Annotated in this window: 15 protein-coding genes and 2 tRNA genes; 14 read left to right on the plus strand and 3 right to left on the minus strand. The window is 67.3% G+C overall.

From position 1 onward, the window contains the following. Positions 1-12 precede the first annotated feature (12 nt). The 10 genes from Bsp3421_RS17730 to nagZ all read left to right on the plus strand — a co-directional run bounded on the left by Bsp3421_RS17730 (position 13) and on the right by nagZ (position 9,892). Positions 13-1,518 (plus strand): DegQ family serine endoprotease, encoded by a 1,506-nt coding sequence (locus Bsp3421_RS17730; RefSeq protein ID WP_274002033.1) that lies wholly within the window; start codon positions 13-15, stop codon positions 1,516-1,518. A 55-nt stretch (positions 1,519-1,573) separates the two neighbouring features. Continuing rightward, positions 1,574-1,774: a glutaredoxin family protein gene (locus Bsp3421_RS17735; RefSeq protein ID WP_274004249.1), complete on the plus strand. Its 201-nt coding sequence runs from the start codon at positions 1,574-1,576 to the stop codon at positions 1,772-1,774. A gap of 126 nt (positions 1,775-1,900) precedes the next feature. Next, the gene (gene lepA, locus Bsp3421_RS17740) at positions 1,901-3,694 is read left to right on the plus strand and encodes a translation elongation factor 4 (RefSeq protein WP_274002036.1); all 1,794 of its coding nucleotides are present in this window, start codon (positions 1,901-1,903) and stop codon (positions 3,692-3,694) included. 15 nt (positions 3,695-3,709) lie between these two features. Continuing rightward, positions 3,710-4,603, plus strand: coding sequence for a signal peptidase I (gene lepB / locus Bsp3421_RS17745; RefSeq protein WP_274002038.1), 894 nt, complete (start codon positions 3,710-3,712; stop codon positions 4,601-4,603). Positions 4,604-4,743: 140 nt separating this feature from the next. Further along, positions 4,744-5,850: a ribonuclease III gene (gene rnc, locus Bsp3421_RS17750; RefSeq protein ID WP_274002041.1), complete on the plus strand. Its 1,107-nt coding sequence runs from the start codon at positions 4,744-4,746 to the stop codon at positions 5,848-5,850. 63 nt (positions 5,851-5,913) lie between these two features. Next, on the plus strand, positions 5,914-6,813 hold the full coding sequence (era, locus tag Bsp3421_RS17755) for a GTPase Era (protein ID WP_274002043.1): 900 nt from the start codon (positions 5,914-5,916) through the stop codon (positions 6,811-6,813). Continuing rightward, the gene (recO, locus tag Bsp3421_RS17760) at positions 6,800-7,639 is read left to right on the plus strand and encodes a DNA repair protein RecO (RefSeq protein ID WP_443111561.1); all 840 of its coding nucleotides are present in this window, start codon (positions 6,800-6,802) and stop codon (positions 7,637-7,639) included. Before era ends, recO begins: the two co-directional genes overlap by 14 nt. Then, positions 7,636-8,409, plus strand: coding sequence for a pyridoxine 5'-phosphate synthase (gene pdxJ / locus Bsp3421_RS17765; RefSeq protein ID WP_274002045.1), 774 nt, complete (start codon positions 7,636-7,638; stop codon positions 8,407-8,409). The genes recO and pdxJ overlap by 4 nt, the downstream gene beginning before the upstream one ends. Positions 8,410-8,415: 6 nt before the next feature. Next, complete coding sequence (gene acpS / locus Bsp3421_RS17770) at positions 8,416-8,838, plus strand: holo-ACP synthase (protein ID WP_274002048.1); 423 nt, start codon at positions 8,416-8,418, stop codon at positions 8,836-8,838. A gap of 25 nt (positions 8,839-8,863) precedes the next feature. Continuing rightward, complete coding sequence (gene nagZ / locus Bsp3421_RS17775) at positions 8,864-9,892, plus strand: beta-N-acetylhexosaminidase (protein WP_274002050.1); 1,029 nt, start codon at positions 8,864-8,866, stop codon at positions 9,890-9,892. 43 nt (positions 9,893-9,935) lie between these two features. Here the strand turns inward: nagZ and Bsp3421_RS17780 are convergent, their stop codons facing one another. The 3 genes from Bsp3421_RS17780 to earP all read right to left on the minus strand — a co-directional run bounded on the left by Bsp3421_RS17780 (position 9,936) and on the right by earP (position 13,526). Then, the gene (locus Bsp3421_RS17780; protein WP_274002051.1) at positions 9,936-11,336 is read right to left on the minus strand and encodes a sigma-54-dependent transcriptional regulator; all 1,401 of its coding nucleotides are present in this window, start codon (positions 11,334-11,336) and stop codon (positions 9,936-9,938) included. 257 nt (positions 11,337-11,593) lie between these two features. Beyond that, complete coding sequence (gene efp / locus Bsp3421_RS17785) at positions 11,594-12,151, minus strand: elongation factor P (protein WP_252982604.1); 558 nt, start codon at positions 12,149-12,151, stop codon at positions 11,594-11,596. A 169-nt stretch (positions 12,152-12,320) separates the two neighbouring features. Beyond that, positions 12,321-13,526: an elongation factor P maturation arginine rhamnosyltransferase EarP gene (earP, locus tag Bsp3421_RS17790; protein WP_274002052.1), complete on the minus strand. Its 1,206-nt coding sequence runs from the start codon at positions 13,524-13,526 to the stop codon at positions 12,321-12,323. Positions 13,527-13,601: 75 nt separating this feature from the next. On the opposite strand from earP, the gene uvrC reads away from it, so the two are divergent. From uvrC to Bsp3421_RS17810, 4 genes are all read left to right on the plus strand, one after another. Further along, entirely contained in the window at positions 13,602-15,662 is a 2,061-nt protein-coding gene (uvrC, locus tag Bsp3421_RS17795) for an excinuclease ABC subunit UvrC (protein ID WP_274002053.1), read from the plus strand. A gap of 80 nt (positions 15,663-15,742) precedes the next feature. Further along, the gene (gene pgsA, locus Bsp3421_RS17800) at positions 15,743-16,333 is read left to right on the plus strand and encodes a CDP-diacylglycerol--glycerol-3-phosphate 3-phosphatidyltransferase (RefSeq protein ID WP_274004254.1); all 591 of its coding nucleotides are present in this window, start codon (positions 15,743-15,745) and stop codon (positions 16,331-16,333) included. Positions 16,334-16,457: 124 nt separating this feature from the next. Continuing rightward, positions 16,458-16,533, plus strand: a tRNA-Gly gene (locus Bsp3421_RS17805). 55 nt (positions 16,534-16,588) lie between these two features. Then, positions 16,589-16,664, plus strand: a tRNA-Gly gene (locus Bsp3421_RS17810). Positions 16,665-16,813: the final 149 nt, after the last annotated feature.

The following is a 16,813-nucleotide window of genomic DNA, read 5'->3' on the forward strand; positions in this document are numbered from 1 at the left end:
CTCCGGTCCGACATGAAGAAACTTTCGCTGCGCAACTGGCTGGCCGCCGCGGTGGTGGCTGCCTGGGTTCCGTTCGTCCCCCACGCATCGGCGGCGCCCGCGGCGAGCGCCGCCGGCGCGAGCACGCCCGTGGCGCCGGCGCGCGCAGGGCTGCCCGATTTCGCCGATCTCGTCGAGAAGGTCGGGCCGGCAGTCGTCAACATCCGCACCACGGCGAACGTGCCGACCGACACGCGCGGCATGATGCCGCCGGGGATGGACAACGGCGACATGTCGGAATTCTTCCGTCGCTTCTTCGGCATCCCGTTGCCGCAGGCGCCGGGCAATCCGAAGGGCGCGCAGCCGAACCCGCCCGATGCGCCGGACGCCGAGCAGAACCGCGGCGTCGGCTCCGGCTTCATCCTGTCGTCGGACGGCTACGTGATGACCAATGCGCACGTGGTCGACGATGCGGACACGATCTACGTGACGCTGACCGACAAGCGCGAGTTCAAGGCGAAGCTGATCGGCGTTGACGAGCGCACCGACGTGGCGGTCGTGAAGATCAACGCGACCAGCCTGCCGAGCGTTGCGATCGGCGATTCCAACCGGGTCCGCGTCGGCGAATGGGTGGTCGCGATCGGTTCGCCGTTCGGGCTCGACAACACCGTCACGGCCGGCATCGTCAGCGCGAAGGGCCGCAATACCGGCGACTACCTGCCGTTCATCCAGACCGATGTCGCGGTCAACCCGGGCAACTCGGGCGGTCCGCTGATCAACATGTCGGGCGAGGTGATCGGCATCAACTCGCAGATCTACAGCCGCACCGGCGGGTTCATGGGCATCTCGTTCGCGATTCCGATCGACGAGGCGATGCGGGTGGCCGACCAGCTGAAGGCCTCGGGCAAGGTGGTGCGCGGCCGCATCGCGGTGGCGATCGGCGAGGTCACGAAGGACGTCGCCGACTCGATCGGCCTGCCGAAGGCGGAAGGCGCGCTGGTCAGCAGCGTCGAGCCGGGCGGCCCGGCCGACAAGGCGGGCATCCAGCCGGGCGACATCATCCTGAAGTTCAACAATCGCCCGGTCGATACGGCCACCGACCTGCCGCGCATGGTCGGCGACACGAAGCCCGGCACGCGCGCGACGGTCACGATCTGGCGCAAGGGCCAGGCGCGCGACCTGCCGATCACGATCACCGAGGTGCCCGTCGACAAGAACGCCAAGGCGGACGCGGGCCAGAGCCAGCCGAAACCGCGCCAGAGCAACTCGCTCGGGCTGACGGTGAACGATGTGCCGGCCGACCAGCTGAAGGCGCTCAAGCTGCGCGGCGGCGTGCAGATCGTCAATGTCGACGGTCCGGCCGCGCGCGCGGGCCTGCGGCGCGGCGACATCGTGCTGCGGGTCGGCGACACCGACATCACGAGCGCGAAGCAGTTCGTCGACCTGACCGCGCAGCTCGATCCGCAGAAGGTGGTGGCGGTGCTGGTGCGGCGCGGCGACAACACGCAGTTCATCCCGATCCGTCCGCGCCAGAAGTAGGCGAATCGTGATCTTCACGCTGTACGGCCGCGGCTGGTGCCATTTGTGCGACGACATGCGCGACGCGCTGGCGCCCGTCGCGGCCGAGTTCGGCGCGCGCGTCGAGGTGGTCGACATCGATGCGGACCCCGCGCTGGTCGCGCGCTACGACGAGGACGTGCCGGTGCTGCTGCTCGACGGCGTCGAAGTCTGCCGGCATCGTTTCGACGCGGCGCGGGTGACGGAAGCGCTGCAGCGGGCCGTGCGGCGCGGTTAGCCGCGGGTTCCACGCAAAGGCCGCCCCTGGCAGGGCTTTTCGGCTAAAATAGGCTGTTTTTTCACCGACTTACACAAGGCGTGCTCTGCGATCGTCGAGCGCGCCTTTTTCGCTTGATCGGACGGAATGGATCATATTCGCAACTTTTCGATCATCGCGCACATCGACCATGGCAAGTCGACGCTCGCGGATCGCATCATTCAGGTATGCGGCGGCTTGTCCGACCGCGAAATGGAATCGCAGGTGCTCGACTCGATGGATCTCGAGCGCGAGCGCGGCATCACGATCAAGGCGCAGACCGCCGCGCTGTCGTATCGGGCGCGCGACGGCAAGGTTTACAACCTGAACCTGATCGACACCCCGGGGCACGTCGATTTCTCGTACGAGGTGAGCCGTTCGCTGTCCGCGTGCGAAGGCGCGCTGCTCGTGGTGGACGCGAGCCAGGGCGTCGAGGCGCAGACGGTCGCGAATTGCTACACGGCGATCGAGCTCGGCGTCGAGGTCGTGCCGGTGCTCAACAAGATCGACCTGCCCGCCGCGAACCCGGAGAACGCGATCGCGGAGATCGAGGACGTGATCGGCATCGACGCGACCGACGCGACCCATTGCAGCGCGAAGACGGGGCTCGGCGTCGAGGACGTGCTCGAGTCGCTGATCGCCAAGGTGCCGCCGCCGAAGGGCGATCCCGCCGCGCCGCTGCAGGCGCTCATCATCGATTCCTGGTTCGACAACTACGTCGGCGTCGTGATGCTGGTGCGGATCGTCAACGGCACGCTGCGTCCGAAGGAAAAGATCAAGCTGATGGCGACGGACGCGCAGTTCCCGGTCGAGCACGTCGGCGTGTTCACGCCGAAGTCGCGCAATCTCGAATCGCTGTCGGCCGGGCAGGTGGGCTTCATCATCGCCGGCATCAAGGAACTGACGGCCGCCAAGGTCGGCGATACGGTCACGCATGCGACCAAGTCGGCGCTCGCGCCGCTGCCGGGCTTCAAGGAAGTGAAGCCGCAGGTGTTCGCGGGCCTCTATCCGGTCGAGGCGAACCAGTACGACGCGCTGCGCGAGTCGCTCGAGAAGCTCAAGCTGAACGATGCGTCGCTGCAGTACGAGCCGGAAGTGTCGCAGGCGCTCGGCTTCGGCTTCCGCTGCGGCTTCCTCGGCCTGCTGCACATGGAGATCGTGCAGGAACGGCTCGAGCGCGAGTTCGACATGGACCTGATCACGACCGCGCCGACCGTCGTCTACGAGGTCGTGAAGAGCGACGGCGCGACGATCACGGTCGAGAATCCGGCGAAGATGCCGGAGCCGAGCCGGATCGGCGAGATCCGCGAGCCGATCGTGACCGTGAACCTGTACATGCCGCAGGAATACGTGGGTTCGGTGATCACGCTGTGCGAGCAGAAGCGCGGCATGCAGATCAACATGCAGTACCACGGCCGCCAGGTGCAGCTCACCTACGAGATCCCGATGGCCGAGATCGTGCTCGACTTCTTCGACCGGCTGAAGTCGGTGTCGCGCGGCTACGCGTCGATGGACTACGAGTTCAAGGAATACCGCGCGTCGGACGTCGTGAAGGTCGACATGCTGATCAACGGCGACAAGGTCGACGCACTGTCGATCATCGTGCACCGTTCGCAGTCGCAGTATCGCGGCCGCGAAGTCGCGGCGAAGATGCGCGAGATCATCCCGCGCCAGATGTACGACGTGGCGATCCAGGCCGCGATCGGCGTGCACATCATCGCGCGCGAGAACATCAAGGCGCTGCGCAAGAACGTGCTGGCGAAGTGCTACGGCGGCGACATCTCGCGCAAGAAGAAACTGCTGGAGAAGCAGAAGGAAGGTAAGAAGCGGATGAAGCAGGTGGGTTCGGTCGAGATCCCGCAGGAGGCATTCCTGGCGATCTTGCGCGTCGAAGACAAATAACAGGACTGATCCTTTATGAATTTTGCGCTGATCCTTTTTGTGCTCGTCGTTTTGACGGGCATCGCGTGGGTGCTGGACAAGCTGGTGTTCCTGCCGCAGCGGCGTCGGGCGGCGGATGCGGCGGTCGAGGAGTTCGATCGCCAGCAGGCGCGCGTCGGCGAGCGCTTCGCCGACGAGAACGCGCCGCAGACGCGTGCGCGGCTGCGCGACGACAAGCTGCGCCAGCCGTGGTGGCTCGAGTACACGGCGAGCTTCTTCCCGGTGATCCTCGTCGTGTTCGTGGTTCGTTCGTTCATCGTCGAGCCGTTCAAGATTCCGTCGGGCTCGATGGTGCCGACGCTGCTGGTCGGCGATTTCATCCTCGTCAACAAGTACGACTACGGGCTGCGGCTGCCTGTCGTCAATACCAAGATCACGGCGGGGCGGCCGCTCGAACGCGGCGATGTGGTGGTGTTCCGCTACCCGAAGGATGAGTCGGTCGACTACATCAAGCGCGTGATCGGCCTGCCGGGCGACACCGTCGCGTATCAGGACAAGCAGCTGACGATCAACGGTCAGCCGGTGCCCGAAACGCCGATGGCCGACTACTTCGACGAAGAGCGCATGAACTACGCGAAGCAGTTCGAGGAAACGCTGGGCACCCGCAAGAACGCGATCTTGAACAATCCCGGCGTGCCGCCGTTCGTGATGGGCGCGTACGACTACCCATATCGCGACAACTGCGAATACAACAGCCGCGGCGTGATCTGCAAGGTGCCGCCGGGTCACTACTTCATGATGGGCGACAACCGCGACAACAGCGCGGACAGCCGCTACTGGGGCTTCGTGCCCGACAAGAACATCGTCGGTCGCGCGTTCTTCATCTGGATGAATTTCAGCAACCTGAAACGCATCGGCTCGTTCAACTGAGCAACGCGCCGTTCGGCAACACGTCGCACGACGTGTTGCCGAACTACTTTAAGAACCCTCGGTAACACCGCTTCGTCACGCCTTTTCGTGCCCGGCCCCGTCCGTTCGACGGAGTTGGCGCCCGCGTTATACTCCTGCACATGCCCCTATCCCAGTTGGAAAGCCGGCTGCGCTACGAATTTCGCAATGCGGAATTGTTGCGCCAGGCTTTGACCCATCGCAGTCACAGTGCCACGCACAACGAACGGCTCGAGTTTCTCGGCGACTCCGTTCTCAATTGCGCGGTGGCCGCCCTTTTGTTCCAACGTTTCGGTAAGTTGGACGAAGGCGATTTGTCGCGCGTCCGGGCGAATCTCGTCAAACAGCAGTCGCTGTACGAAATCGCTCAGGCCCTTAATATTTCCGACGGGCTGCGCCTGGGCGAGGGCGAGTTGCGCAGCGGTGGGTTCCGGCGCCCCTCGATCCTCGCGGACGCATTCGAAGCCATCATCGGGGCGGTGTTCCTCGATGGCGGCTTCGAAGCCGCCCAAGGGGTGATCAAGCGCCTCTACATTCCGATCCTCGATCACATCGATCCGCGCACCCTCGGCAAGGACGCGAAGACGCTGCTGCAGGAATACCTGCAGGGTCACAAGATCGCGCTGCCGACCTATACCGTCGTGGCGACGCATGGTGCGGCGCACAATCAGCAGTTCGAGGTCGAGTGCACGGTGCCGAAGCTCGACGTCAAGGTGTCCGGGTCCGGCGCGAGCCGGCGCGCGGCCGAGCAGGCCGCCGCGAAGAAGGCGCTCGACGAGGTGATGGCCGCCGCGCCGTTGCTCGGCGCGAAGCCGAAGCGCTCGAAGGGCGCGCGGGCCGCGAAGCATGCGGAACCGGAGATCGTGCCGGGCGTGAAGGGCGTGCAGGAAGCACTCGACCTGCGTGCGCCGGACCGCAAGGAACGTGCGCCGGCCCGCGCGGCGGGCGGCCCGGCCGAAGCCCGGCCCGCGGCGGAGCCGGTTGCGCCCGCCGGGCCGATCGCGGTGATCCGCGGCGCGCACGCCGAGCCGGCCGAGCGGTCCGCCCGCGCCGCCGACAAAACCGCCGCCGCCGACAAACCGGCGGAGAAAACCGACGCGGCGCCGCGCGCGGCGGCCGGCCTGGTCGACAAGCCGCCCCGTCCCCGTGACGCGACGCCCGCGCTGTCCTCCGAAGCCGAGCCCGGCATGGCGGCCGCCCCCGTGCGCGCTGCCGATGCCGGCCATTGATCCCGAACACGATACCGGTCGCGCCCAACCCGCGCGCCGGTTCCGAACCCGCTGCATCCTGATATGAACGCTCCCGCTCCCACTGGTTTCCGCTGCGGCATGATCGCGATCGTCGGCCGGCCGAATGTCGGCAAGTCGACGCTGATGAACGCGCTGGTCGGCCAGAAAATCAGCATCACGTCGCGCAAGGCGCAGACGACCCGCCATCGCATCACCGGCATCCACACGCTCGACGACGCGCAGTACATCTTCGTCGATACGCCGGGCTTCCAGACCCGCCACAGCACGGCGCTGAACCGCTCGCTGAATCGCGCGGTGACCTCGACGCTGACGTCGGTCGACGCGATCCTGTTCGTGATCGAAGCCGGCCGTTTCGGCCCGGACGACCAGCGGGTGCTCGACCTGATCCCGCCCGGCACGCCGACGCTGCTGATCGCAAACAAGCTCGACCGCGTGAATGACAAGGACACCCTGTATCCGTTCATGCAGCAGATGGGCGCGCTGCGCGAGTTTGCCGAGATCGTGCCGCTGTCCGCGATGCGGCCGGAGGACATCCGCCGCTTGACGGACACGATCAAGCCGTACCTGCCCGAGGGCGAGCCGATCTACGGCGAGGACGACCTGACCGATCGCAGCTCCCGCTTCCTCGCGGCGGAAATCCTGCGCGAGAAGGTGTTCCGCTGGACCGGCGACGAATTGCCGTACACGAGCACCGTGGTGATCGACAAGTTCGAGGAGGAAGGGCGCCTGAAGCGCGTGTTCGCGACGATCCTGGTCGAGCGTGATTCGCACAAGGCGATGGTGATCGGCAAGAAGGGCGCGAAACTCAAGCAGATCAGCACCGAGGCGCGCATGGACATGGAGAAGCTGTTCGACGGTCCGGTGTATCTGGAAACCTTTGTCAAGGTGCGCAGCGGCTGGGCCGACAACGAAGCAGGGCTTCGCGCCTATGGGTACGAATGACGCGTGGATGATGCCCGCGGAGGGCGAGGCGGCTTCCGAGCCTGCCGCGCCCGCCGACGCGCCGCCGCCCGAGCCGCCCCGCAAGGCGCGCCGCGGCGGCGCGCGCACATCCGAGTTCCGGGTGGCCGAGCAGCCGGGCTTCGTGCTGCATAGCTACCCGTATCGCGAGACGAGCCTGATCATCGACGTGCTCACGCGCGACCACGGCCGCCTCGCGCTCGTCGCGAAAGGCGCGAAGCGCCCGCATTCGGCATTGCGCGGCGTGTTGCAGACCTTCCAGCCGCTTGCGCTGTCCTGGTCCGGCAAGTCCGAGCTGCGCACGCTGACGGGCGCGGAATGGGTGGGCGGCATGCTGCCGCTCGCCGGCGACGCGCTGCTGTGCGGTTTCTACGTGAACGAGCTGCTGGTCAAGTTCTGCGCGCGCGAGGATCCGCATCCGCCGCTGTTCAAGCACTACCTCGTCACGCTCACGCGGCTTGCGCATGGCGAAGCGCCGGTGCAGGTGCTGCGCTCGTTCGAGCGCGTGCTGCTGCGCGAGACCGGCTACGCGATGTCGCTCGGCCGCACGGTCGCGCGACGCGCGGTGCAGCCGGACGGCCGCTACGTGTTCGATCCGGAGCGCGGCGTGCGCGACGCCGACGACAGCGTGCCGTCGCATTGGCCGGTCGTGTCCGGGCAGACGTTGCTCGACATGGAGGAGGACGATTACCATCGGGCTCTGACCGTCGCGCAAAGCAAGACGCTGATGCGCTTCCTGCTGAACACCTACCTGGGCGGCACGCCGCTCGCCACGCGCCAGATCCTGATCGACCTGCAAAATCTATGAGCTTCTTTCTCACCACGCCCACCGCCATCGACCTCGGCGTCAACATCGACCACGTCGCCACGCTGCGCAACGCGCGCGGCACCGCCTATCCCGATCCGATCCGCGCCGCGCTGGCCGCCGAAGCCGCCGGCGCGGACGCGATCACGCTGCATCTGCGCGAAGACCGCCGCCACATCGTCGACGCCGACGTGCGCACGCTGCGGCCGCTCTTGACGACGCGCATGAACCTCGAATGCGCGGTGACGACGGAGATGCTCGACATCGCCTGCGAGATCCGTCCGCACGATGCCTGCCTCGTTCCGGAGAAGCGCGAGGAGCTGACCACCGAGGGCGGGCTCGACGTCGCGGGCCGCTTCGAAGCGGTGCGCGCCGCGTGCCGGCAGCTCGCGGATGCGGGCGTGCGGGTGTCGCTGTTCATCGATCCGGACGAAACCCAGATCCGCGCCGCGCACGAGGCGGGCGCGCCGGTCGTCGAACTGCACACGGGCCGCTACGCGGATGCGCACGATGAGGCGGAGCAGCAGCGCGAATACGAGCGGATCGCCGCCGGCGTGGAGGCGGGCGCACGGCTCGGCCTGAAGGTCAACGCGGGCCACGGCCTGCATTACACGAACGTACAGCCGATCGCGGCGATCGACGGCATCGTCGAATTGAACATCGGCCATGCGATCGTCGCGCACGCGATCTTCGTCGGTTGGGACAACGCGGTGCGCGAGATGAAGGCGATCATGGTCGCCGCGCGCGTCGCGGCGCTGCACGGCGCGCGCTGAACGCCGATGGCGATCTACGGCATCGGCACCGACGTCGTCCAGGTGAGCCGCATCGCGGCCGTGCTCGAACGCACGGGCGGGCGGTTCGCCGAGAAGGTGCTCGGTCCGGACGAGCTGCGCGTGTTCCAGGCGCGGCGCGCGCGCTCCGAAGTGCGCGGCATCGCGTTCCTCGCGACCCGTTTCTCCGCGAAAGAGGCGTTCTCGAAGGCGATCGGCCTCGGGATGCGCTGGCCCATGACGTGGCGCGCGCTGCAGGTGCTCAACGAGCCGAGCGGGCAGCCCTTCGTGGTCGCGTCGGGCGAGCTGGCGGCCTGGCTCGGCGCGCGCGGCATCACGGCGCGCGTCACCGTCAGCGACGAGCGCGACTACGCGGTCTCGTTCGTGGTCGCCGAGACGCCCGACCCGGCCGCCGGCCGCGACGCCGCCTGATTTCTTACCGAAGGATCCTGATTCGATGAAACTGACTCCCGGCCCGGTGATGCTCGACGTCGTCGGCACCGCGCTGACCCGTGACGATGCGCGCCGTCTCGCGCACCCGCAGACGGGCGGCGTGATTCTGTTCGCCCGCCACTTCCAGGACCGCGCGCAGCTGGTCGCGCTGACCGAGGCGATCCGCGCGGTGCGCGAGGACATCCTGATTGCGGTCGATCACGAGGGCGGCCGCGTGCAGCGCTTCCGCACCGACGGCTTCACGGTGCTGCCCGCGATGCGCCGCCTGGGCGAGCTGTGGGACCGTGACGTACTGCGCGCGACCGAGGCGGCGACGGCCGTCGGCTACGTGCTCGCGGCCGAACTGCGCGCGTGCGGCATCGACATGAGCTTCACGCCGGTGCTCGATCTCGACTACGGCCACTCGAAGGTGATCGGCGATCGCGCGTTCCACAGCGATCCGCGCGTCGTCGCGCTGCTCGCGAAGAGTCTCAATCACGGGCTGGCGCTCGCGGGCATGGCCAACTGCGGCAAGCATTTCCCCGGCCACGGCTTCGCGGAGGCGGATTCGCACGTCGCGCTGCCGACCGACGACCGGCCGCTCGACGCGATCCTCACGGCCGACGTCGCGCCTTACGACTGGCTCGGCCTGTCGCTCGCGGCGGTGATCCCGGCCCATGTGATCTATACGCAGGTCGATGCGCGGCCCGCGGGCTTCTCGCGGATCTGGCTGCAGGACATCCTGCGCGGCCAGCTGGGTTTTGAAGGGGCGGTGTTCAGCGACGATCTGTCGATGGAGGCGGCGCGCGAGGGCGGGACGTTGACCGAGGCGGCCGAGGCGGCGCTCGCGGCCGGCTGCGACATGGTGCTCGTGTGCAACCAGCCCGAGGCGGCCGAGCAGGTGCTCAATGAATTGCGGACGATGCCCTCGCGCGAATCGAGCCGCCGCCTGAAGCGGCTGCGGCCGCGCGGCAAGGCGCTCAAGTGGGACAAGCTGATGCGCGAACCGGCCTACGTGCGCGCCCAGGCGCTGCTGCACACGCTGTTCGCCTGATCCGGCGCGGCGGGGCGGGCGCTCAGGCCCGGCCCGCCGTCGCTCAGTCTTCTTCCTTCATCCGCTGCAGCTTGTTGTAGAGCGTCTTCGGGCTGATGCCGAGCAGTGTCGCGGCGCGGTGCCGGGTGCCGCCCACCGCGTCGAGCGTCGCGCGGATCAGCAGATCCTCGACGTCCGCGAGCGGGGTGCCGACCCGCACCTGCACGCTGCTGCCGTTCAGCGACGTGCCGGCCGTGAGGCTTGGCTCGCCCGCGTGCAGGGTGTCGATGAAATCGCCCGAGGCGTCGTACGCGAGCCGGACCCGCTCGTGCAGCTCCCGGACGTTGCCGGGCCAATCGTAGGCGCGGCATTCGCGCACGAAGCCCGGCGCGAGCCGCTTGTCGGTCGCACCAAGGCCCGCCGCGCGGGTCTCGCGGTTCAGATCGTCGACCAGCGCCTCGGCGATCTGGATCACGTCGTCGTCGCGCTCGCGCAGCGGCGGCAGGCCGACCGATGCGGCGTCGAGGCGCAGCCACAGATCCTCGCGCAGCGTCCCGTTCGCGACCGCCTCGCGGGCCGGGCGGCGCGTGGTCGTGATCAGCCGGAAATCGCTCGAAATCTCGCTGCTGCCGCCGATGCGCATGAAGTTCTGCGAGTCGAGCGTGCGCAGCAGCGCTTCCTGCAGGGCCAGCGGCAGCGCGGTGATCTCGTCGAGCAGCAGCGTGCCGCCGCTCGCTTGTTCGAACAGCCCCGGTTCGCGGCGCTCCGGGCCGGTGTAGCTGCCGCGCTCGCGGCCGAACAGCATGCCCTCGAGCGCGGTGCCGTCGGTTTCGAGATTGCGCGGCGACACGGCGGCCGCGCGGCAGTCGAACGTGATGAACGGTCCCTTGCGGCGCCGGCTCAGCTCGTGCAGCGTGCGCGCGGCGATCTCCTTGCCGGTGCCGGGCTCGCCCCAAAGCAGCACCGCGGTCTCGGTGCGCGCGTTGTGCTCGAGCATGTCGTACACGTGCTGGATCGCGTCGCTGCGCCCGACCAGCGCGCCGAACCGGCCGAGCCTGCGCAGCGTGGCGCGCAGCGACTGGACCTCGTCGATCAGCTCGTACGGCCGCGGAATCCGCGCGAGCAGGCTGCGCAGGCGCGGAATGTTGATCGGCTTCAGCAGATAGTCCCAGATGCCGTGCCGCAAGCCCTCGATCGCGCTCTCGACCGTCGCATTGCCGGTCAGCACGATCACCGGCAGCGATCCGTTCGGCTGCTGCTGCGGCAGGTTCTGCAGCAGGTCGAAGCCGCTGCCGTCGGGCAGGTTCAGGTCGACGAGCACCACGTCCGGGATCGAGCGGGCCAGCGCCGTCCGGGCTTCGGCGAGCGAGGTCGCGGTATCGACGGAAAATCCGTCCGCGCCGAGCAGCGCGGTGAGCCCGGACAGGCTATTGGGATCGTCTTCGACAATCAGGGCGTGTGGCATGGTGTACGCGAATATTCAAATGGGCGGGCAGCGTGCGGCAGCCTCATTTTGAGATTAGAAATGGATTTTATGCCGCGCCGCGCTTTTAGCGTACGGTATTTGTCAGCCGATATAAAACGGTTACCGAAGATACAAATTGGATATCTTTGATTTGCCTTACAGCGCGCATTTCGTGCTGGGTGTCCGGGGGCTGTCCGCCAACGAAAAAGCGCCCCGGAGGGCGCTTGATTCGGCGTGCTTCGCAAGGGGCGCTTCGCTTACGCGCGGCTGCGATACTCGTTGGTACGCGTGTCGATTTCGATCTTGTCGCCGGTGTTGCAGAACAGCGGCACTTGCAGCTCGTAGCCGGTCGAGATCTTCGCGTTCTTCAGCACCTTGCCCGACGACGTGTCGCCCTTGACGGCCGGTTCCGTGTAGGTGATTTCGCGGACCAGGACCGTCGGCAGTTCGACCGAGATCGCCTTCTCGTTGTAGAACACGACTTCGCAGGCCATGCCGTCTTCGAGGTAGTTGAGCGCGTCGCCCATCATTTCCGCCTCGACTTCATACTGGTTGTAGTCGGCGTCCATGAACACGTACATCGGATCGGCGAAGTACGAATACGACACTTCCTTGCGCTCCAGCACGACGACGTCGAACTTGTCGTCGGCCTTGTAGACCGATTCCTGGCCCGCGCCCGTCAGCAGGTTCTTCATCTTCATCTTCACGACGGCGGAGTTGCGGCCCGACTTGTTGTATTCGGCCTTCGAGATCACCATCGCTTCGCTGCCGATCATCACGACGTTGCCTACGCGGAGTTCCTGTGCGGTTTTCATCATAAAACTGTCCTGTACGAAAAAATTGCCCGGGCGTTGCGCAACGGCGGACGCCGCAAGCGGGTTCATTCCGGCGGGTCGCGCGGGGGCCGTTCCGGCCGGGCCGCGCGCTGCGGGCCACGGACGCCGAAAACGTACGCGCTTGCGCAGTCTGCCGTTGGATAACCGCTTATTTTAACTGAGATTTTGAGAATTCGGCCAGATTTCCGGCGAGATCGCCGCGCGACGCCAGTTCGTCCGCCCAGGCGGCCGCGCGGGTGCGCAGCGCCGTGCGATGTCTCCAGAAATCGGCCCAGTCCGGCGCGCCCTGGCCGTTCCAGGCATGCCAGAAACGCGCGAGCGCGGCGCCGGCCGGGGCGTCGAGGCCGTCCCCCAGGTGCGCGAGCGCGGCGTCGAGCTTCGGCAGGTGCGCGTCGTCGGCCTGCGGGTAGATTTGCCAGACGAATGGCCGCCGGGCCCATTGCGCGCGCACGAACGAATCCTCGCCGCGGACGAAGTTGATGTCGCTGACCCACAGCAGCGGGTCGTAGGCGGGCTGCGCGACGAACGCGAGCCCGTGTGCGCACAGGTTGCCGCGCGCCGCCCGGCTGCCGGCCGCGAGCTGGCCCGTGCCGAAGAAGCGGCCGAGCCCGGCCGACACCCGGCCTTCCGGCGCCAGCAGGGCGACCGGCTGGTCGCCGTCGCGCCATTGTTCGAGCAGCGCGTCGAGCGCCGGATTTTCGTACGCGAACAGCGACGCGACCAGCGTGCCGGCGGCCGGCGCGGGGCCGCCCGTCGCGGCCTGCCACCAGGCGTCGCGCGCCGCGGCGTCGAAGGCGTCGCGGCGCGCATCGAGGTCGCGCTCCTTGAGCACGCCGCCCGTGCCCGCGCCGAGCCCGGGGAAGAAGAAGGTCTTGGTGAGCGGATAGCGCGGGTGCGGCGAGGGCCGCAGATGAAAGTCGCCGACCCAGTCCTCGGCGCTCAGGTATTCGAGGTTGATCCACACCGGCGCGCGTGCGCGGCGGGCCATCGCCGCGACGTACTCGGGCGGCAGCTCGCATGCGAACGCCTCGATCACGACGTCGGCGATCGCGAGCGTGTCGCCCGCGTGGGCCGGCCCGCGCCAGTGCTCGACGACGATCCCGTCGAGCGTCTGGCGCGCGGCGTCGACGCGCGCGTCGGGCCGCAGCCGCGCGAACGGGTGCAGGTCGTCGACGAAGAGGCGCACCTGCCAGCCGTGTTCGTCGGCGAGTTGGCGCGCGAGGCGCCAGCAGACGCCGATGTCGCCGAAATTGTCGATCACCGCGCAGAACAGGTCGCAGGCGATGCGGCGGACGGCGGGCGCGGCGTCGACGACGGCGGCGTGCGCGGACGGGATCAGGGGAAAGGACGGCATCGGAAGCGGGGCGGGAATGCTCTAAACTGGCGATTCTAAATGACCTGTTCGCGCGCGCGCCGCGTCGAATCACGCATGACATCCCCCGAGACACCCGAAACCGTTTTCGAGCCCAAGAAGATCCTCGCGCAGTTGCCGCACATGCCGGGCGTCTACCGCTACTACGATGCCGACGGCGCGGTGCTGTACGTCGGCAAGGCGCGCGACCTGAAGAAGCGCGTGTCGAGCTATTTCAACAAGACCCAGCTGTCGCCGCGCATCGCGATGATGGTCACGCGCATCGCGCGGATCGAGACCACGGTCACGCGCTCGGAAGCCGAGGCGCTGCTGCTCGAAAACAACCTGATCAAGGCGCTCGCGCCGCGCTACAACATCCTGTTTCGCGACGACAAGTCGTACCCGTACCTGAAGCTCACCGGCCATCGCTTCCCGCGCATGGCGTATTACCGCGGCGCGGTCGACAAGAAGAACCAGTATTTCGGGCCGTTCCCGAGCGCTTGGGCGGTGCGCGAGAGCATCCAGATCCTGCAGCGGGTGTTCCAGCTGCGGACCTGCGAGGATTCGGTGTTCAACAACCGCACCCGGCCCTGCCTGCTGCACCAGATCGGCCGTTGCAGCGCGCCGTGCGTCGGCGCGATCGGCGACGACGACTACGCGCGCGACGTGTCGAACGCGTCGCGTTTCCTGCTGGGCCGCCAGAACGAGGTGATGGGCGAGCTCGAGCAGAAGATGCATGCGTTTGCCGCCGAACTGAAGTTCGAGCAGGCGGCGCAGGTGCGCAACCAGATGAGCTCGCTCGCGACCGTGCTGCACCAGCAGGCGATCGACGTCGGCGGCGACAGCGACGTCGACATCCTGGCCGTGGTCGCGCAGGGGGGGCGCGTGTGCGTGAATCTCGCGATGGTGCGCGGCGGCCGGCATCTGGGCGACAAGGCCTACTTCCCCGCGCATGTGGAGAGCGCGCTGACCCTCGCGGAAGGCGGCGCGGGCGATGCGGAGGCTGATGATCGGGCGGCGGGCGGTCCCGCGGAGGGCGGTCCCGCGGCGGGAGACCTTGCTGCGGGCGATCCTGCGGCAGACGACCTCGCGACGGAGGGCGCGACGGCCGGCGCGGCGGCGCTCGAGCGCGAGGTGCTCGAGGCCTTCATCGCGCAGCACTACCTCGGCAACCGGGTGCCGCCGGTGCTGGTGGTGAGCCATGCGCCCGCGAACCGCGAGCTGATCGACATCCTGACCGAGCAGGCGGGGCACAAGGTGACGCTGCTGCGTCAGCCGCAAGGACAGCGGCGCGCGTGGCTGACGATGGCCGAGCAGAATGCGCGGCTCGCGCTCGCGCGGCTGTTGTCAGAACAGGGTTCGCAGCAGGCGCGCACGCGCGCGCTCGCGGACGTGCTCGGCTACGACAGCGAGGATCTCGCGCAGCTGCGGATCGAGTGTTTCGACATCAGTCATACGATGGGCGAGGCGACCCAGGCGTCGTGCGTCGTCTATCACCATCACAAGATGCAGTCGGGCGAATACCGGCGCTACAACATCACCGGCATCACGCCGGGCGACGATTACGCGGCGATGCGCCAGGTGCTCACGCGGCGCTACGAGAAAATGGTCGAGCAGGCGGCCGAGGCGGCCTCGGCCGACGCGGAGGCGGGCATCGACGCGGACACGACGCGCGAAGCCGCAGCCGGCGCGCTGCTGCCGAACCTCGTGCTGATCGACGGCGGCAAGGGTCAGGTCGAGATGGCCCGCCAGGTCTTTACCGAGCTGGGGCTCGATTGCTCGATGCTGGTCGGAGTCGCGAAGGGCGAGGGGCGCAAGGTGGGCCTCGAGACGCTGGTGTTCGCCGACGGCCGCGCGCCGCTCGAGCTCGGCAAGGAAAGCGCGGCGCTGATGCTGGTTGCGCAGATCCGCGACGAGGCCCACCGTTTCGCGATCACAGGGATGCGCGCGAAGCGTGCGAAGGCGCGCCAGACCTCGCGGCTGGAGGAGCTGGAGGGCGTCGGCGCGAAGCGGCGCCAGCGCCTGCTCGCGCGCTTCGGCGGATTGCGTGGGGTGGTGGCGGCGAGCGTCGAGGAGCTGGCGAGCGTCGAGGGCATCTCGCACGCGCTCGCCGAACAGATCTACCGGCAGCTGCATTAGCCGCGTCGCGCCGGGCCGCCGGCTTGTAGCGGGGCGGGTGACACGGCACAATTGCAGCTCCTTTACCCATGTCGCCTGCCATGCCGTTCAATTTTCCGATTTTCCTGACGTGGGTGCGAATCGTGCTGATTCCGCTCGTGGTCGGCGTGTTCTATCTGCCGGACACGGTGATGAGCGGCGATCACCGCAACCTGGCGGCGGCGGTCGTGTTCATCCTGGCCGCGCTGACCGACTGGTTCGACGGCTTCCTGGCGCGCAAGTGGAACCAGACCTCGGCCTTCGGCGCGTTCCTCGATCCGGTCGCCGACAAGCTGATGGTGACGGCCGCGCTGCTGGTGCTCGTGCAGCTCACGCGGATCGACGCGGCGATCGCGCTCGTGATCGTCGGCCGCGAGATCGCGATTTCGGCGCTGCGCGAATGGATGGCGCAGATCGGCGCATCGAAGAGCGTCGCCGTGAATTCGCTCGGCAAGTTCAAGACGGCCTGCCAGATGATCGCGATCCCGATGCTGCTGTTCTATGGGCGTCTGCCGCTCGGCGTGTTCGAGCTCGATACGCGCGTGTGGGGGCAGTGGCTGATCTATCTCGCCGCCGTGCTGACGATCTGGTCGATGCTCTACTACATGAAGCTCGCGTGGCCGCAGATTCGCGAGCGGGGCGGGGCGGCCTGACGCGCGCGAGCGTGTGCAAAAGAAAAAAGGGTGCGAAAAAGTGTTGACACCCGAAACTGGTTTCTACATAATCTCGTTTCTCCGCTGCACGGCAAGCAGTAAGCGCAGCGGGAAGCAGCAAAACGCGGGAGTAGCTCAGTTGGTAGAGCGCAACCTTGCCAAGGTTGAGGTCGCGAGTTCGAGACTCGTCTCCCGCTCCAATTCGAAGCGGCGTTTTGTGAGTAGTGAAGCAGCAGGACGTCCGATGCAGGACATGCGGGAGTAGCTCAGTTGGTAGAGCGCAACCTTGCCAAGGTTGAGGTCGCGAGTTCGAGACTCGTCTCCCGCTCCAAATTTTGATCTTCAGCGTTCCACGGAATTCTGTAAGTCGTTGAAAAAGGGGCGAAAGCCCCTTTTTTCATTCCGGTGAGGTCTACCGGAATCCAGCAGCAGCCAGCACTTTTCAGCCCATCTATACGGACGCGGGCTGGAGCGTATTGT

Source organism: Burkholderia sp. FERM BP-3421 (genome assembly GCF_028657905.1).
Taxonomy (GTDB): Bacteria; Pseudomonadota; Gammaproteobacteria; order Burkholderiales; family Burkholderiaceae; genus Burkholderia.

What these genes read in the sequence shown, in the direction of transcription:
- Bsp3421_RS17730 (WP_274002033.1), top strand. Translation starts at nt 13, where the DNA reads ATGAAGAAACTTTCGCTGCGCAACTGGCTGGCCGCCGCGGTGGTGGCT.
- Bsp3421_RS17735 (WP_274004249.1), top strand. Translation starts at nt 1,574, where the DNA reads ATGCGCGACGCGCTGGCGCCCGTCGCGGCCGAGTTCGGCGCGCGCGTC.
- lepA (WP_274002036.1), top strand. Translation starts at nt 1,901, where the DNA reads ATGGATCATATTCGCAACTTTTCGATCATCGCGCACATCGACCATGGC.
- lepB (WP_274002038.1), top strand. Translation starts at nt 3,710, where the DNA reads ATGAATTTTGCGCTGATCCTTTTTGTGCTCGTCGTTTTGACGGGCATC.
- rnc (WP_274002041.1), top strand. Translation starts at nt 4,744, where the DNA reads ATGCCCCTATCCCAGTTGGAAAGCCGGCTGCGCTACGAATTTCGCAAT.
- era (WP_274002043.1), top strand. Translation starts at nt 5,914, where the DNA reads ATGAACGCTCCCGCTCCCACTGGTTTCCGCTGCGGCATGATCGCGATC.
- recO (WP_443111561.1), top strand. Translation starts at nt 6,800, where the DNA reads ATGGGTACGAATGACGCGTGGATGATGCCCGCGGAGGGCGAGGCGGCT.
- pdxJ (WP_274002045.1), top strand. Translation starts at nt 7,636, where the DNA reads ATGAGCTTCTTTCTCACCACGCCCACCGCCATCGACCTCGGCGTCAAC.
- acpS (WP_274002048.1), top strand. Translation starts at nt 8,416, where the DNA reads ATGGCGATCTACGGCATCGGCACCGACGTCGTCCAGGTGAGCCGCATC.
- nagZ (WP_274002050.1), top strand. Translation starts at nt 8,864, where the DNA reads ATGAAACTGACTCCCGGCCCGGTGATGCTCGACGTCGTCGGCACCGCG.
- Bsp3421_RS17780 (WP_274002051.1), bottom strand. Translation starts at nt 11,336, where the DNA reads ATGCCACACGCCCTGATTGTCGAAGACGATCCCAATAGCCTGTCCGGG.
- efp (WP_252982604.1), bottom strand. Translation starts at nt 12,151, where the DNA reads ATGAAAACCGCACAGGAACTCCGCGTAGGCAACGTCGTGATGATCGGC.
- earP (WP_274002052.1), bottom strand. Translation starts at nt 13,526, where the DNA reads ATGCCGTCCTTTCCCCTGATCCCGTCCGCGCACGCCGCCGTCGTCGAC.
- uvrC (WP_274002053.1), top strand. Translation starts at nt 13,602, where the DNA reads ATGACATCCCCCGAGACACCCGAAACCGTTTTCGAGCCCAAGAAGATC.
- pgsA (WP_274004254.1), top strand. Translation starts at nt 15,743, where the DNA reads ATGCCGTTCAATTTTCCGATTTTCCTGACGTGGGTGCGAATCGTGCTG.